Source organism: Pseudomonas mangiferae (genome assembly GCF_007109405.1).
GTDB classification, from domain to species: Bacteria; Pseudomonadota; Gammaproteobacteria; order Pseudomonadales; family Pseudomonadaceae; genus Pseudomonas_T; species Pseudomonas_T mangiferae.
This window is the reverse complement of record NZ_VJOY01000011.1, coordinates 125,118-140,661: the sequence shown is the minus strand read 5'-3', so window position 1 is coordinate 140,661 and position 15,544 is coordinate 125,118. Positions and strand designations below refer to the sequence as shown.

General features: G+C 71.7%; 14 protein-coding genes. 8 read left to right on the top strand and 6 right to left on the bottom strand.

Features of this window, described 5'->3' with window-relative positions:
• Positions 1 to 11: 11 nt before the first annotated feature.
• The 3 genes from FM069_RS15905 to pdxY all read right to left on the bottom strand — a co-directional run bounded on the left by FM069_RS15905 (position 12) and on the right by pdxY (position 3,709).
• Positions 12 to 2,015: a TonB-dependent copper receptor gene (locus FM069_RS15905; protein WP_233282062.1), complete on the bottom strand. Its 2,004-nt coding sequence runs from the start codon at positions 2,013 to 2,015 to the stop codon at positions 12 to 14.
• A 203-nt stretch (positions 2,016 to 2,218) separates the two neighbouring features.
• Positions 2,219 to 2,734, bottom strand: a complete 516-nt coding sequence (locus FM069_RS15900; protein ID WP_143489351.1) for a DUF2946 family protein — start codon at positions 2,732 to 2,734, stop codon at positions 2,219 to 2,221.
• A 108-nt stretch (positions 2,735 to 2,842) separates the two neighbouring features.
• Positions 2,843 to 3,709, bottom strand: a complete 867-nt coding sequence (gene pdxY / locus FM069_RS15895) for a pyridoxal kinase PdxY (RefSeq protein ID WP_143489350.1) — start codon at positions 3,707 to 3,709, stop codon at positions 2,843 to 2,845.
• Positions 3,710 to 3,838: 129 nt separating this feature from the next.
• Between pdxY and FM069_RS15890 the strand changes: the two genes are divergently transcribed.
• Together FM069_RS15890 and FM069_RS15885 are read left to right on the top strand one after the other, a co-directional pair.
• Complete coding sequence (locus tag FM069_RS15890) at positions 3,839 to 4,243, top strand: DUF3301 domain-containing protein (protein ID WP_143489349.1); 405 nt, start codon at positions 3,839 to 3,841, stop codon at positions 4,241 to 4,243.
• A gap of 108 nt (positions 4,244 to 4,351) precedes the next feature.
• Complete coding sequence (locus tag FM069_RS15885) at positions 4,352 to 5,782, top strand: outer membrane protein assembly factor BamB family protein (protein ID WP_143489348.1); 1,431 nt, start codon at positions 4,352 to 4,354, stop codon at positions 5,780 to 5,782.
• Between the two features lie 10 nt (positions 5,783 to 5,792).
• Here the strand turns inward: FM069_RS15885 and FM069_RS15880 are convergent, their stop codons facing one another.
• Complete coding sequence (locus tag FM069_RS15880; protein ID WP_233282060.1) at positions 5,793 to 6,728, bottom strand: zinc ABC transporter substrate-binding protein; 936 nt, start codon at positions 6,726 to 6,728, stop codon at positions 5,793 to 5,795.
• 63 nt (positions 6,729 to 6,791) lie between these two features.
• Here FM069_RS15880 and FM069_RS15875 point away from each other — a divergent pair, with 63 nt between their 5' ends.
• From FM069_RS15875 to FM069_RS15860, 4 genes are all read left to right on the top strand, one after another.
• Complete coding sequence (locus tag FM069_RS15875; protein ID WP_143489347.1) at positions 6,792 to 7,292, top strand: Fur family transcriptional regulator; 501 nt, start codon at positions 6,792 to 6,794, stop codon at positions 7,290 to 7,292.
• Positions 7,289 to 8,104: a zinc ABC transporter ATP-binding protein ZnuC gene (gene znuC, locus FM069_RS15870; protein ID WP_143489346.1), complete on the top strand. Its 816-nt coding sequence runs from the start codon at positions 7,289 to 7,291 to the stop codon at positions 8,102 to 8,104. Before FM069_RS15875 ends, znuC begins: the two co-directional genes overlap by 4 nt.
• Before the next feature lie 59 nt (positions 8,105 to 8,163).
• Positions 8,164 to 8,949 carry a zinc ABC transporter permease subunit ZnuB gene (znuB, locus tag FM069_RS15865; protein ID WP_143489345.1) on the top strand — a complete coding sequence of 262 codons (786 nt, stop codon included), beginning with the start codon at positions 8,164 to 8,166 and terminating at the stop codon, positions 8,947 to 8,949.
• Between the two features lie 116 nt (positions 8,950 to 9,065).
• A complete protein-coding gene (locus FM069_RS15860; RefSeq protein WP_143489344.1) occupies positions 9,066 to 9,893 on the top strand; it encodes an aldo/keto reductase in 828 nt (275 codons plus the stop codon).
• 43 nt (positions 9,894 to 9,936) lie between these two features.
• On the opposite strand, the gene FM069_RS15855 is transcribed toward FM069_RS15860, so the two are convergent.
• Complete coding sequence (locus FM069_RS15855) at positions 9,937 to 11,094, bottom strand: acyltransferase family protein (RefSeq protein WP_143489343.1); 1,158 nt, start codon at positions 11,092 to 11,094, stop codon at positions 9,937 to 9,939.
• Positions 11,095 to 11,340: 246 nt separating this feature from the next.
• Positions 11,341 to 13,485: a catalase HPII gene (gene katE / locus FM069_RS15850; protein WP_143489342.1), complete on the bottom strand. Its 2,145-nt coding sequence runs from the start codon at positions 13,483 to 13,485 to the stop codon at positions 11,341 to 11,343.
• 344 nt (positions 13,486 to 13,829) lie between these two features.
• Between katE and FM069_RS15845 the strand changes: the two genes are divergently transcribed.
• The gene (locus FM069_RS15845; RefSeq protein ID WP_143489341.1) at positions 13,830 to 14,837 is read left to right on the top strand and encodes a methionine ABC transporter ATP-binding protein; all 1,008 of its coding nucleotides are present in this window, start codon (positions 13,830 to 13,832) and stop codon (positions 14,835 to 14,837) included.
• Positions 14,837 to 15,514, top strand: a complete 678-nt coding sequence (locus FM069_RS15840; protein WP_143489340.1) for a methionine ABC transporter permease — start codon at positions 14,837 to 14,839, stop codon at positions 15,512 to 15,514. Before FM069_RS15845 ends, FM069_RS15840 begins: the two co-directional genes overlap by 1 nt.
• The last annotated feature ends 30 nt before the right edge of the window (positions 15,515 to 15,544 follow it).

The following is a 15,544-nucleotide window of genomic DNA, read 5'->3' as shown; positions in this document are numbered from 1 at the left end:
CGCCGGCGCGCTCAGAAGTGGAAGTCGACCCGGGTCCACAGGGTGCGGCCCGGTTCGTCGATGGCCCGGGCGACCTCGGCGGGGTAGCCGAAGCCGGCGTCGCCGGCCAGGTTCAGGTGCTCCGCGTAGTCCTTGCCGAACAGGTTGTCGACACCGACGCTCACGGTCAGGTTGCGGCTGACCCGGTAGGTGCCGTTGAGGGAGAAGACCCCGAAGCCGGCGCTGTCGCCGAAGTCCTGGCCCACCACGTTACCCTTGCCGTCGGCCACCCGGTGCTGGGCGGCGACCACCCGCCAGAGGGCGCCGGCGCTCCAGGCATCGCGTTCGTAGCTCAGCCCCAGGCGCGCCTCCAGGGGCGGCATCTGCGGCAGGGCCTCGCCGTCGGCGCGGTTCTCGCCCCAGGCGTAGGCCAGGCTCGCCTCGCTCTTCCAATGGGCGCTCCAGCGATAGGCGGCCCCCAGCTCGCCGCCGGCGATGCGCGCGTCGACGTTGCGCGCCAGGGACGACGGCCCCATGGCGCCGCGCTCGCTGTAGTCGAAGAGGATGAAGTCGCGCACCACCCCGGCGTACAGCGACGCCCAACTCTCCAGGCGCTCGCCCTGGTACTGCAGGCCGATGTCCAGTTGGGTGGTCTTCTCCGGCTTCACCCCGTCGAAGGCGTTGACCGCGCCCGGGCTGCCCTCGGGCGAGAACAACTCCCAGTAGTCCGGGAAGCGCTCGGTGTGGCCGAGGCCGGCGTAGACCGTGGCGGGCATCCCGGCCAGGTCGCGCTCGTAGCGCAGGAAGCCGCCAGGCAGGGTGTCGCGGCGGGTCTCGCCGGCAGTAGGGTTGGGCTGGCTCATCATCCCCGAGCCGATGCGCGAGCGGTGATCGCGGACCTCGGCGCGGTCCAGGCGGGCGCCGCCGATCAGCCGCTGGTCATCGGCGGCGTACCAGGTCAGCTCGCCGAATGCGCCGTAGGTGTGGAAATCGGCGTCCTTGTCATAGGGCACGCGGTCGTAGGTGCCCTCGCCCATGGCCGAGCGCTGGCGGTGTTCGTTGGCCTGGCCGTCGGCCCCGGCCACCAACTGCAGGTCGTCCCAGCGCCAGGTGGCGGCCAGGCGCCCGCCCAGGGTGCGGCGGTCGACGTTGGCGGCCATGGGCCCGGCCATCATGCCGCTGCCCGATGGCCGGCGCAGGCTGTAGTTGTCCATCACGTGGTCGGCGTAGTTGTAGTAGAGCTGCGCCTCGACCTTCTCCAGGGTCTCGCTCAGGCGGCTGCGCTCGGCCCGCAGGGCCAGGCTTTCCCGCAGGAAGCGGGCGCCGTCCATGCCGCGCCCGGCGTAGCGCGCCTCGCCGTCGCCGCGACCGCCCGACAGCTCCACCCAGGTGTCCTCGTCCGGGGTCCAGCCCAGGGCCAGGTCGCCGTTCCACTTGTCCCAGCGCGAGGGCACGCGGTGACCGTCGCCGTCGTGGTAGTCATCGGCGCGGGAGGTGTTGGCCAGGCCCCGCAGGTAGCCCAGGGGCCCGCCGACAGCGGCGTCCAGGCGCTTGTCCAGGCGGCCGTCGGTGCCGGCCAGCAGCGTGCCGTCGACCCGGCTGCCCAGCGCGCCGAAGCGCTCCGGGTCGCGCTCGAAGAGCACCGTGCCGGCCGAGCCCATGGGGCCCCAGAGCACGCTCTGCGGGCCCTTGATGACCGTCAGCTTGTCGTAGTTCTCCGGGGCGATGTAGGAGGTCGGGGCGTCCATGCGGCCGGGGCAGGCGCCGAGCATCTGCCCGCCGTTGGCCAGCAGGTTGATGCGCGAGCCGAACATGCCGCGCAGCACCGGGTCGCCGTTGCTGCCGCCGTTGCGGATGGCGGCGAAGCCGGGGATGGTCTTGAGGTAGTCGGCGCCGTCGCTGGCGGGCACCGGCTGACGCGGGACCTTGGGGTCGGTGACCACCGTGAGGGGCGAGCTGGGGGCTACCGCGGTGATCACCGTGGCGTCGAGTTCGGCGGGAGCCGGCGCGCTGTCAGCCAGGGCCAGGGGCGCCATCAGGCCGCCGCAGGCGGCCACCAGCAGACGGGCGGTAGCCGGGTGCGCCGGCCGCGGACGAGCGGCCAGCGGCCGCCCGGGAACGAAGGATGCGGACATGTGGATTCCATGATCGAGACGACGGGGGCCCGCCACCCCGCCGCCCCGCGCGCGAGGCACAGGTACGGAGCGGGCCGGCGGGCCGTTCCTTGGGGGTGGGTCGATCAGGCGGTGAGCGGAGGCGCGCGCGTGCGGGCGCCGGGGAAGATCGCCGAGCGGGCGTGGCCCTCGGCCAGGGGCGCGACGCGCCGGGAGTCGGCCTGCACCCCGGCGGCCGGGAGGGCCAGGACGGTGGCGGTCAGCGCGGGGGAATTGAACAGCAGGGTGCAGTAGCCGCACTTGGCCCAGTGCTCGTCCGGCGTCATGGGGTCGGCGGCGGGCGTGGTCAGGCCGGCGTCTGCCTCGGCCGGGCCCGCCATCCCGTGGCCCATGGCGCCATGGTCCATTGCGACTGGGCCGACCCGGTCTGGCGAGACCCGGTCTGGCGCGACCCGGTCTGGCGAGCCGCTGGCCATCGGGCCGTGCTCGGTGCCGCAGTCCATCTGCGCCATCCAGCCCGCCGCGTGCCCGCCCGCGCGCACCTGGGCCAGGCCCTGGGAGAGCAGGGGCCCGGCCAGCAGCAGGAGCATGGCGAACAGCGCCAGCCAGGCTCCGGAGCGTACGCGTCTGGGGTGGGTCACGGGGTGATCCGCTGGAAGAAGGGGTGGACCGGCGCCGCTATCCTAGCGAAAGCCGGCGCCGGGGATGAAGCGTAGACCCTGGGGCGGATGGCCGCAGGGTGACGCCGGTCACAGCGCCTGCGCCTCGAATTTCACCCGCGGGTGGGCGATGCGGTCCTGGGCGCGCACCAGCTGCAGCTCGTAGCTGCCGCAGGCCTGGGTTTCCAGGAGCACCTCGTGGACCGCCGCGGCGCTGGACTCGAAGGCATCCCGCGGGCTCTCCCCCAGCAGCAGGCGGGCGAGGAACAGCCCGGAGGTGAGGTCGCCGACCCCCACCGGCTGGCGCGGGAAGGCCAGCAGCGGGCGCGACAGGTGCCAGCAGGCGTCCGCCTGCACCAGCAGGGTCTCGAAGCGGTCGGCGGGCTTGCCGGGGTAGTCCAGGTGCTTCACCAGCACCGCCCGCGGCCCGCGCCGCAGCAGCTCGCGGGCCATGGCCACGCAGTCCGCCAGGGACTCGGGCCGGCGGCCGACGAAGCTGTCCAGCTCCAGCTGGTTCGGGCACAGGTAGTCGGCCACCGCCGCCGCTTCCTCCAGCAGGAAGGCGCCGACTTCCGGCGCGACGATGCAGCCTTTCTCCGGGTGGCCCATCACCGGGTCGCACAGGTAGACCGCCGCCGGGTTGGCCTGCTTGATCCGCGCCACCACCTCGAGGATCGCCCGGCCCTGGGCGGCCGAGCCCAGGTAGCCGGAGAGCACCGCGTCGCAGCGGGCCAGCTCGCCGATGGCGGCGATGCCGTCCACCAGGGCGGGAATCTGCGTTGGCGCCAGGACATCCCCGGTCCAGCGGCCATACTGGGTGTGGTTGGAGAACTGCACGGTGTTCAGCGGCCAGACGTCCACCCCCAGGCGCTGCATGGGAAACACCGCGGCACCGTTGCCGGCGTGGCCGAACACCACGTGGGACTGGATGGCGAGCAGGTGGGGCGTGCGTTTCATCGACTACCTCGGACGAACGGGACGCGTCGGCGACGCGGGACGGCAGCGGACGCTAACCAAGATCGTCGGCCAGGGCAAGAAACCCGCCGGGGGTTCGGGTAAGCTGGCCCCCCTGCCATGGGAGGCGACATGCTGACTCTGAGTGATCTGCTGGTCCTGCTGCTGTTCATCGCCGCCGCGGCCTGGTTCTGGCGCGTGCACGGCGTGCGCGAGCGCGCCCTGGCGCGGGTCAAGCAGCATTGCGCGGCCCAGGAAGTGCAGCTGCTGGACGACAACGTGGCGTTCCGCGGCATCCGCTGGGTCCGCGATGCAGGCGGCCGGCGGCGCCTGGCACGGGTCTACGGCTTCGAGTTCACCGTCACCGGCGAGCAGCGCCACGCCGGCAGCCTGTGCATGTTCGGGCCGCGCCCCGGCCCCATCGAGATGGACCCGCACCCCTTCCGCGCCCCGCCCGCCGACGACGGCCGGGTGATCCAGCTGGACGACTGGCGGCGCACCCACCCGCGCCCCGACGAGCAGCGCCGGGTCGACTGACCGAAAAACCCCGCGGCGACCGCCCCAGGCGCCTGCTATACCTGAGCGACTGGCGCATTCGCGACCCGCGTCGACGGCTGGTACCCGTCCCCTCCGGAGCCCGCCGCCATGTCCCGTCGCCCTGCCCGCCTCGCCTGGCTGCTCGGTCTCGTCGTGTCCTTCGCCGACGCCGCCAGCCTGACCCTCGACCGCCCCAGCGTGCCCCCCGGCCAGCCCCTGGGCTTCGACGCCGCCGGGTTCGCCCCCGGCGAGCCGCTGACCCTGTACCTGGACGACCAGGCCCTGGCCCCCGCTTATGCGGCGGACGGCCACGGCGCCCTGCGCGCCCGGGCGAACACGCCAACCGCGGCCCGCGCCGGCCTGCATCGCCTGACCCTGCGCGGTGCCACCGCCCGTGCCAGCGCGGCCCTGCGACTGGACGCGCCCTGGCCGCAGTTCGGCTTCGACGCCGCCCACACCCGCCACGCCCTCTACGAAACCCGCCTGAGAGCCGCGCGCCTGGGCGAGCTGACCCTGCACTGGCGCAAGACCTTCCGCTGCGGCGGCCAGCTGTACACCTCACCGGCCGTGCGCGACGGCCTGCTCTACGTCGGCTGCTCGGCGGCCGGGCGCCGCGCCTATGGCCTGAGCGCCCTCAACGAGGCCAGCGGCACCACCCACTGGTCGCGCACCGGGGACGGCTTCGGCCTGTCCTCGCCGGCCCTGGCGGGCGACCTGGTGATCAGCGGCTCGCGGGAGGACGGCCGTCTCTCGGCGTTCGACGCCCGCAGCGGTGCGCCGCGCTGGTCGCTGCAGACCGAGGGCTTCGTGATCGCCTCGCCGACGGTGGCCGACGGGCGGGTCTTCGTCGGTTCCAAGGATGCCCGGGTGTATGCCCTGGACGTCGCCAGCGGGGCACTGCTGTGGCGCGCCGACACCGGCGGGGCGATCACCGCCTCGGCGGCCCTGGCCGGCGGCACCCTGTTCGTCGGCGTCCACGACGGCAGCCTGTATGCCTTCGCCGCCGACGACGGCCACCTGCGCTGGCGCGCCCCCACCGGCGGCGCCCTGCAATCGCCACCGCTGGCGGGAGGCGACGCGGTGTTCGTGGAATCCAACGACGGCCTCCTGTACGCCTTCGCCCAGGCCGACGGCACGCCGCGCTGGGCGGTGCCGGTGGGCACCCGGGCCCCGGAGGGGGACCAGCTGGCCACCTCCGCCGCCTATGCCGACGGGGTGCTCTACCTGGGCTCGCGGGACCAGCGCGTCAGGGCCCTGGACGCCGTCGATGGCCGGCTGCGCTGGTCGACGGACCTGGGCGCGCCGGTGCTGGCCTCGCCCGCCCTGGCCAACGGCCTGGTGTTCGTCGCCACGGTGGACGGTCGCCTGCAGGTGCTGGACGCCGCCGACGGCCAGGTGCGGCTCGACCGCCCGGTGGGCGACGGCTGGCCGATCCAGCATTCCGTGGTGGTGGCCAATGGGCGCGTCTACCTGGGCGCCAGCGACAACACCCTGTACGCCTTCGGCCTGCCGGAGGACGCACCACCCGGCGCGCCCTGAAGGGCGGCGATCAGAGCGCGCCGAGGCAGTCCGCGAGGCCGTCGGCCAGGCGGTCCAGCAGGCGCTCGTAGCCGTCCGCGGCGGGCGCCAGGCCCGCGCCCATGGCGTCCAGCTCGGCCAGGCGCACCGGCAGCCCGGCGGTAAGGGTTTCCGCCAGTCGCGGGCGCAGCGGCGGCTCGCTGAAGACGCAGCTGGGGCCGGCCTGCTGCAGGCGTTCGCGCATGGCCGCCACGTGGCGGGCGCCGGGCTGCACCTCGCCCAGCACGCTGAACACCCCGGCATGGCGCAGGCCATAGGCCTGTTCGAAGTAGTCGTAGGCCTCGTGGAAGACGAAGTAGGGCTTGCCGGCCAGGGGCTGGAGGCGCGCGGTCAGGCGCTGGTCGAGGCGGGCCAGGCGCGCCTCGAAGGCTTTCAGGTTGGCCTGGTAGCGGGCCGCGTTGGCCGGGTCGGCGGCGGCCAGGTCGGCGGCCATCCGCGCGGCGATCACCCGGGCGTTGGCCGGCAGCAGCCAGAGGTGGGCGTCGAGGCTGCCGGGGCGGTGGTCGTGGTCATGCTCCTCGTCGGCGGCGTGGGCGCTGCCGTCGGCCTCGAAGCGGCGCAGGTGCAGGCCCGGCAGGTCCTGCACAGCCACCGTGGGCTTGTCGCGGCCGGCCAGGGGCTTGTCGAGGAAGCCCTCCAGGTCGGCGCCGACCCAGTAGAACAGGTCCGCGCCGCGCACCCGCCGCACGTCGGACGGGCGCAGCGCATAGTGGTGCGGCGAGGCCCCCGGTGGCAGCAGCACATCGGGCTGGCCCATATCGGGCTCGCCCATGGTGGGCTGGCCCGCGCCGTCCTGCACCGCGGCGGCGATCAGTTGCAGCGGCTTGATGCTGGTCAGCAGGCGGACCTCGGCCCGGGCGCCGAGGGACAGCAGGCAGAGGCAGAGCAGAAAGAGCGGTCGCGTCACGGCAGCACACCTGGCGGGAAAAGAGTTATAGAATAACGTCCTTCACCCGTTTGTGCCGCCGCCATGACCGAACCATCGCCGTCCCGGGCCTCCCTGGCCTGCCTGCCCCATGACCATTCCCACTGCGTGAGCGATGCCCTGGCCAGCGCCGAGCGTATCTGCGCGCAGCTGGGGGTGCGCCTGACCGTGCTGCGCAAGCGCGTGCTGGAGCTGGTCTGGCAGAGCCACAAGCCCCTGGGCGCCTACGACATCCTCGGCGTGCTGAGCGGCGAGGACGGCCGCCGCGCCGCGCCGCCCACGGTCTACCGGGCCCTGGATTTCCTCCTGGAGACCGGCCTGGTCCACCGCATCGCCTCGCTCAATGCTTTCGTCGGCTGCAACCACCCCGGCGAGGCCCACCAGGGCCAGTTCCTCATCTGCCGCAGCTGCCACGCCGCGGTGGAGCTGGAACACCCGGCCATCAGCACGGCGATCCTCGACGGGGCGCGCACCGTGGGCTTCCAGGTGGAGGGGCAAACCGTGGAAGTGCTGGGCCTGTGCGCCCCCTGCCAGGCGGCGGCATGAGCGACGCGCTGATCCGCCTCGACGGGGTCGGCGTGCGCTTCGCCGGCCAGGACGTGCTGCAGGACGTGCGCCTGGCGGTGAAGCCCGGCGAGATCGTCACCCTGATCGGCCCCAACGGCGCCGGCAAGACCACCCTGGTGCGCGCCGTGCTGGGCCTCCTGCAGCCCGACAGCGGCAGCGTCTGGCGCAAGCCGCGCCTGCGCATCGGCTACATGCCGCAGAAGCTGCAGGTGGACCCTACCCTGCCCCTGAGCGTGCTGCGCTTCCTGCGCCTGGTGCCGAAGGTGGACCGCGCCCGGGCCCTGGCGGCCCTGGGGGAAGTGGGCGCCCAGGCAGTGATCGATAGCCCGTTGCAGCGGATTTCCGGTGGCGAGTTGCAGCGGGTGCTGCTGGCCCGCGCCCTGCTGCGGGCGCCCGAGCTGCTGGTGCTGGACGAGCCGGTGCAGGGGGTCGACGTGGCCGGCCAGGCCGAGCTGTACCGGCTGATCGGCCGCCTGCGGGAGCGCCATGGCTGTGGCGTGCTGATGGTCTCCCACGACCTGCACCTGGTGATGAGCGCCACCGACCAAGTGGTCTGCCTGAACCGCCACGTCTGCTGCAGCGGCCACCCGGAACAGGTCAGCGGCGACCCGGCGTTCCTCGAGCTGTTCGGCGGTGACGCCCGCAGCCTGGCGGTCTACCACCATCACCACGACCATGCCCATGACCTCCACGGCGGCGTGGTGCTGCGCCCGGCCCACGTCCACGGCCCCGGCTGCACCCACGGCCCGGGCGCCCTGGCGCCCGGAGCGCCCCGTGACCGCACCGACTGACGCCGCGCCCGCCCGTATGCCCCGCTCCCTCTCGCGCCTGCTTCCGGAATCCCCGCGCCATGGCTGACTTCCTTTTCAACGCGCTGCTCGCCGGCCTGGCCCTGGCCCTGGTGGCCGGCCCCCTCGGCTCCTTCGTGGTCTGGCGGCGCATGGCCTACTTCGGCGACACCCTGTCCCACGCGGCCCTGCTGGGGGTCGCCCTGGGACTGATGCTGGACGTCAGCCCGACCCTGGCGGTGACCGTCGGCTGCCTGCTGCTGGCGGTGCTGCTGGTGACCCTGCAGCAGCGCCAGCCCCTGGCCTCTGACACCCTGCTGGGGATTCTCGCCCACAGCACCCTGTCCCTGGGTCTGGTGGCCCTGAGCTTCATGCCCGACGTGCGCATCGACCTGATGGGCTATCTGTTCGGCGACCTGCTGGCGGTGAGCCGCACCGACCTGGCCTGGATCCTCGGCGGCAGCGCCTTGGTGCTGGCCCTGCTGGTGCCGCTGTGGCGGCCGCTGCTGGCGATCACCGTGCACGAGGAACTGGCCCGGGTGGAAGGTTTGCCGGTGGCGGCGATCCGTCTGGCGCTGATGATGCTGGTGGCGGTGGTGATCGCCGTGGCGATGAAGATCGTCGGCGTGCTGCTGATCACCTCCCTGCTGATCATCCCGGCCGCCGCCGCCCAGCGCCACGCCCGCACCCCGGAGCAGATGGCCGGCGGCGCCAGCCTGCTGGGGCTGCTGGCGGTGTGCGCCGGGCTGGCCCTGTCCTGGTACAAGGACACCCCGGCCGGGCCGTCCATCGTGGTGGCCGCCGCCGCGCTGTTCCTGCTGAGCTTCGCCCTGCCGCGCCGCGCCTGAGGATGGGGCCGCGCGCGCCAGGGGAGAAACCCGAGCGGTCGCCGGTCACATGTCCCTGAAGGGCGGCCCAGCGAGGCCCGGCGCCGCCCGCCGCCATTCCTCAGCAAGGAGCGACCATGAACATTCCCTACGTCCAGCTCAACGACGGCCACCGCATCCCGCAGCTCGGCCTGGGCACCTGGCAGACGCCGGACGCGGACGCCCCGGCCCTGGTGCAGACCGCCCTGCAGCTGGGCTACCGACACATCGACACGGCCGCCATCTATGGCAACGAGCGGGGCATCGGCGAGGGCCTGGCCCGCGCCGGCGTGCCCCGCGATGAGCTGTTCGTCACCACCAAGCTGTGGAACGACCGTCAGGGCCACGACGAGACCCTCAAGGCCTTCGACGAAAGCCTGCAGCGCCTCGGCCTGGACTACGTCGACCTGTACCTGGTGCACTGGCCGTGCCCCCAGCGCAATCAGTTCGTCGACAGCTGGAAGGCCATGCTGCGCCTGCGCGACGAAGGCCGCATCCGCTCGGTGGGGGTCTCCAACTTCCGCGAGGACGACATCGAGGCGGTGATCATGGAGACCGGCGTGGTGCCGGCGGTGAACCAGATCGAGGTGCACCCCTGGCTGCAGCAGCGGGCGCTGCGCGAACTGGGCACCTACAAGGGTATCGCCACCGAGGCCTGGAGCCCCCTGGCCCAGGGCGGCGAGCTGCTGGCCGACCCGCTGATCCGCGAGATCGCCGACCGCCATGGCAAGACGCCGGCCCAGGTGGTGCTGCGCTGGCACGTGCAACTAGGCTCCATCGTCTTCCCGAAATCGGCGAACCCGGCGCGCATCCAGGAGAACGCGGCGATCTTTGACTTCCAGCTGGATGAGGCCGACCTGCAGCGCATCGCCTCCCTGGACCGCGGCCAGCGCCTCGGCCCGGACCCGGAGACCTTCACCGGCTGATCCCGGCCCGCGGAGGACGCAACCCCCGACGCCCCTGGCCGCCTCAGTCGAGGCCCGGGCGCAGCGTCGGGCGGGCAGGCGCCGCGGGTGCCGGGCGGGCCCGGCTGGACAGGCGCCGGCCGAGGGCGATGAAGGGCCTTTCCACGACGACGTGGAGGGCGGTGGCCAGCAGCCCCACCACGGCCAGCAGCAGGCCCAGGTAGCCGTACCAGGTCAGCCCGGGCAGGTAGCGTGGCGCCCACGTCGCCATCGTCTCCATCACCGGCAGGTGCACCAGGTAGACCCCATAGCTGATCTCGCCCAGGTAGACCCAGCCGCTGCGCTGGAAGAAGCGGCCCACCGCCGGCGGCACGCAGGCGAACACCAGCACCAGGTAGCCGAACACCACCGCGGTGAAGAACCGCCCCCAGACCACCGGAACCTCGACGTCCCAGTAATCGCCGATGTGCCCCCGCAGCCAGCCCAGGTAGAGCACCAGCAGCAGTGCGGCAGAGGCCGCGCAAAGGGCGAAGTGCGCCTCGATGGCGGCGCGGCACAGCGGCCGCAGCTTCACCACCGCGAAGCCCGCGGCGAACAGGCCGAGCATGCCCGGCAGCTGGGTGCCGAGGAAGAAGCGCTGCCCCGGCTCCTGCCACAGGTGGAACACCGCGTAGCGGCTGGCCAGGGAAATGCCCAGCATCGCCAGGGTGAGCGTCCACCAGGCGCGGGGACCGCGCACCAGCCCCAGCAGCAGCGCCGCCAGCAGGTAGAACTGGAACTCGCTGCCCAGGGTCCAGAGCACCCCGTTGATGGCCCCGCCATGGCCGGGCACCAGGTTGTGCACCATGAACAGGTGGCTGACCAGCACCCAGGGCTCTTCCAGCAGGTGCGGCCGGGTGCCCAGCAGGCAGGCCACCGCCACCACCAGGAAGGCCGGGTAGATGCGCAGGACGCGCCGCAGCAGGAAGCCGCCCCGGGTCTCGCCGCGGTCGGCCGCCAGCAGCCCGCCGATGAGGAAACCGCTGAGCACGAAGAACAGGTCCACGCCGTTCCAGCCCACGTGCAGCAGGTAGGGGGAATACGGGCCGTGGTAGGCCGCCGGCACCAGTTCGACGACGTGGAACATCAGGACCCAGAGCGCCGCGAACCCGCGCAGAAAGTCCAGGCCGGCCAGGCGTGGGCGCGTATCGGCGGAGGCGGGCGGGACGGTCTTCGACTGCATGCTGAATTCCCTTTCGGAGCGGGTCGGCCGTGCCGCGACGTGAAGAAGGCCGGCAGTGTGCCCGAGGATGCCCGGCGTTCCAAGGGTAACGGCGGCGATCGCGGGCCCTCGCCACCGGTCGCGCGGTCGTCCGCAGCGGGTGGTCGGCACGGCGGACCGCCCTGGCCCGGGCCTGCCCGCGGCGGACGCCCATGAAAAAGCCCCCGCGGCCCGGAGGGCGGCGGGGGCTCGGTGACGCGGCGGGCGTCAGGCCGGGATCGACTTGATCTTCGGCATGCGGGCCCAGACCCGGTGCTTGGCCATGGCGGCGAAGAACGGCTTCTGCAGCGCCTTGACGTCGGCGCCGGTGAGCAGACCCTCGTCCGCGGTCAGGTGCACCGCCTGCAGCAGGTCCTTGGCTTCGCCGGACAGGGCGATGGCCTTCAGGTGCTTGTAGGCTTCCAGCAGGTAATGCTTGTACACCCCGTCATCCTGCATGGCCTTGACGCTCTGGGCGCCGCCCGGGACGAACACGGCATCCACCGCCACCGACGGCAGGCCCTCGGCGGAACCGTCCACCGGTACCGGCTTGCCGTCGGCGCCCTTCACCGGGCCGGCGGTGGGACCGAGCACCTTGACGTGGGCGCCCTCGGCCTTGAGGGCCTTCTTCATGGCGTCCACTTCGGCGCCGTTCACGCCGTCGGCGATCAGCACCGCCACCTTGAAGCCCTTGATGTTGCCGGACAGCAGGTTGAGCTGGCTCAGAGCCGGGGACTTCTCCAGGGACGGCTTCTTCGGCGGCACGGTGGGGGCGGTGGGCGGTTCCACGCCGATCTTGCGGGCCACCCGCTGGGCCAGGTCCAGGTCGATGTTGGCGAGGATTTCCTTCACCTGGCGCTCGCGGATCCACTGCCGCTCCACTTTGCCCAGCTCGAAGCTGTAGGCGTCCACCACGTGCTCCTGCTCCGGCTTGGAGAGGCTGTGGTAGAACAGCGTGGCCTGGGAGAAGTGATCCTTGAACGACTCGCTGCGCTCGCGGACCTTATGGGCGTCGACGCGCTCGTGGTAGCTCTCGAAGCCGCCGTCCACCGGGCCCGGCGGGGTTTCCTTGGGCCAGCCGCCGTCAATGGAGTTGGGCTCGTAGGAGGCACGGCCCTTGTCGATGCGCTGGCGGTGCATGGCGTCGCGCTGGTTGCTGTGGTTCGGCGCCAGGGGCCGGTTGATCGGGATCTCGTGGAAGTTCGGCCCACCGAGGCGGCTGATCTGGGTGTCGGTGTAGGAGAACAGCCGGCCCTGCAGCAGCGGGTCGTTGGAGAAGTCGATCCCCGGCACGATGTGGGCCGGGCAGAACGCTACCTGCTCGGTCTCGGCGAAGAAGTTGTCCGGGTTGCGGTTGAGCACCATCTTGCCGATGGGGGTCACCGGCACCAGCTCCTCGGGGATGATCTTGGTGGGGTCCAGCAGATCGAAGTCGAATGTGTGCTCGTCCTTCTCCTCGACGATCTGCACGCCCAGTTCCCATTCCGGGTAGTCGCCGCTCTCGATGGCTTCCCAGAGGTCGCGACGGTGGGCATCGGTGTCCTTGCCCGCCAGTTTCTGCGCCTCGTCCCAGACCAGGGACCGCACGCCCTGCTTGGGCTTCCAGTGGAACTTGACGAAGCGCGACACGCCCTTCTTGTCGATCATGCGGAAGGTGTGGATGCCGAAGCCCTGCATGCTGCGCAGGTTCACCGGGATGGCCCGGTCGGTCATGGTCCACAGCACCATGTGGGCGGATTCCGGGGTCAGCGAGACAAAATCCCAGAAGGTGTCGTGGGCGCTGCCGCCGGTGGGGATCTCGTTGTGGGGCTCGGGCTTCACCGCGTGGACGAAGTCCGGGAACTTGATGGCGTCCTGGATGAAGAACACCGGCATGTTGTTGCCCACCAGGTCGAAGTTGCCTTCTTCGGTGAAGAACTTCACCGCGAAGCCGCGCACGTCGCGCACGGTGTCGCCGGAGCCGCGGGGACCCTGCACCGTGGAGAAGCGCACGAATACCGGGGTCTGCTTGGCCGGGTCCTGCAGGAAGCCGGCCTTGGAGAGGGTGTCGCCCAGGGGCTTGTAGACCTGGAAATAGCCGTGGGCCGCGGTACCGCGGGCATGCACGATGCGCTCGGGAATCCGCTCGTGGTCGAAGTGGGTGATCTTCTCCCGCATGATGAAGTCTTCCAGCAACGACGGCCCGCGGGCGCCCACCCGCAGGGTGTTCTGGTTGTCGGAAATCTTCACCCCCTGGTTGGTGCGCAGGGCCTTGCCGGTGGCGTCGGAGCGGAAGCGCTCCAGGCTGTCCACCTTGGCGTTGTGGTTGGCGCGGTCCAGGGTATCGGTCCCGGCGAGCTCGCTCGGGGTGGCATCAGGCTTGTCGATGGCCATCGGTTGTAGACTCCTCGTAGGCGGCCCCGGGCGGGGCGTCGGTTTTCTCGTGCGACCGGTCCCGCCAGGCGGCGGGCCGGTCGTCGCATTCGAGGCGGCGGGTACAGGCTGGGCCCCGTCGCAGGTCTAGGTAGTGACCGGCGCACTTCGCCATGCGTTCCGCCCCGTTGATCGTCCGTGTTGTCGCAGGCGTGACCCCGGGTCCGCTCATCGGCTTATGCTTTTTCGCTCGGGCGCCCGCCAAACAAAAACTAAGTTTGCATAAGGGTTCAGGCTAAAATGCGCGCCCCCGGCGCTCACCGCCCCCCTTTACCGAATTACCTCGCACCCACAAGGTTCGTCCCGTGATCGAGTTCCACAACGTCCACAAGACCTACACGGTCGGCAAACGCGAGATTCCCGCGCTGCATCCCAGCCGCCTGACCATCGAAGGCGGGCAGATCTTCGGCCTGATAGGCCATTCCGGCGCCGGCAAGAGCACGCTGCTGCGGCTGATCAACCGCCTGGAAGAACCCAGCGGCGGGCGCATCGTGGTGGACGGCGAGGACATCACCGCCCTGGACGGCGAGGGCCTGCGGCGCTTCCGCCAGCGGGTCGGAATGATCTTCCAGCACTTCAACCTGCTCTCGTCGAAGACCGTCGCCGACAACGTCGGCATGCCGCTGAAGCTGGCCGGCGAGCTGTCGCGGCGGGAGATCGAGGCGCGGGTCGCCGAACTGCTGGCCCGGGTCGGCCTGTCCGACCACGCGAAGAAATACCCGGCGCAGCTTTCCGGCGGCCAGAAGCAGCGGGTCGGCATCGCCCGGGCCCTGGCCACCCGGCCGAAGATCCTGCTGTGCGACGAGGCCACCAGCGCCCTCGACCCGCAGACCACCGGCCAGGTCCTGCAGCTGCTGGCGGAGATCAACCGCGAGTTGCGGCTCACCGTGGTGCTGATCACCCACGAGATGGACGTGATCCGCCGGGTCTGCGACCGGGTGGCGGTGATGGACGCCGGGACCGTCGTCGAGGAAGGCCCGGTGGCGGACGTCTTCCTGCACCCGCAGCACCCCACCACCCAGCGCTTCGTGCTGGAGGCCGAGCAGGTGGACGAACACGAGCAGCGCGACGACTTCGCCCACGTGCCGGGGCGCATCCTGCGCCTGACCTTCCAGGGCGACTCCACCTACGCGCCGCTGCTGGGCACCGTGGCGCGCCAGACCGGGGTGGACTACAGCATCCTGGCCGGGCGCATCGACCGCATCAAGGACGTGCCCTACGGCCAACTGACCCTGGCCCTCACCGGCGGCGACGTGGAGGCGGCCCTGGACTGCTTCCGCGCGGCCGACGTGCACCTGGAGGTACTGCGCTGATGGACGCTTCCTTCGCTTCCCTGGTCCAGAACATCGACTGGGCGGAAATCTGGCTGGCGACCCTGGACACCCTGCTGATGCTGGGCGGCTCGCTGCTGTTCACCGTGCTGCTGGGGCTGCCCCTGGGGGTGCTGCTGTTCCTCACCGGGCCACGCCAGCTGTTCGAGCAGAAGGGCGTCTACGCCCTGCTCTCCCTGCTGGTCAACGTGCTGCGCTCGTTGCCGTTCATCATCCTGCTGATCGTGATGATCCCCTTCACCGTGCTGATCACCGGTACCTCCCTGGGGGTCGCCGGGGCCATCCCGCCGCTGGTGGTGGGCGCCACGCCGTTCTTCGCGCGGCTGGTGGAGACCGCCCTGCGGGAGGTGGACCGCGGCATCATCGAGGCCACCCAGGCCATGGGCGCCACCACCCGGCAGATCGTCCTCAACGCCCTGCTGCCGGAGGCCCGCCCCGGCATCATCGCCGCCACCACGGTCACCGCCATCACCCTGGTGTCCTACACCGCCATGGCCGGCGTGGTGGGGGCCGGCGGCCTCGGCGACCTGGCGATCCGCTTCGGCTACCAGCGCTTCCAGACCGACGTCATGGTGGTCACGGTGATCCTGCTGCTGATCCTGGTGCAGGTGCTGCAGACCGTGGGCGATCGCCTGGTGGTGCATTTCTCCCGCAAGTGAACCGGCGCGGGCGGGCCTGTCGCCCGCCTC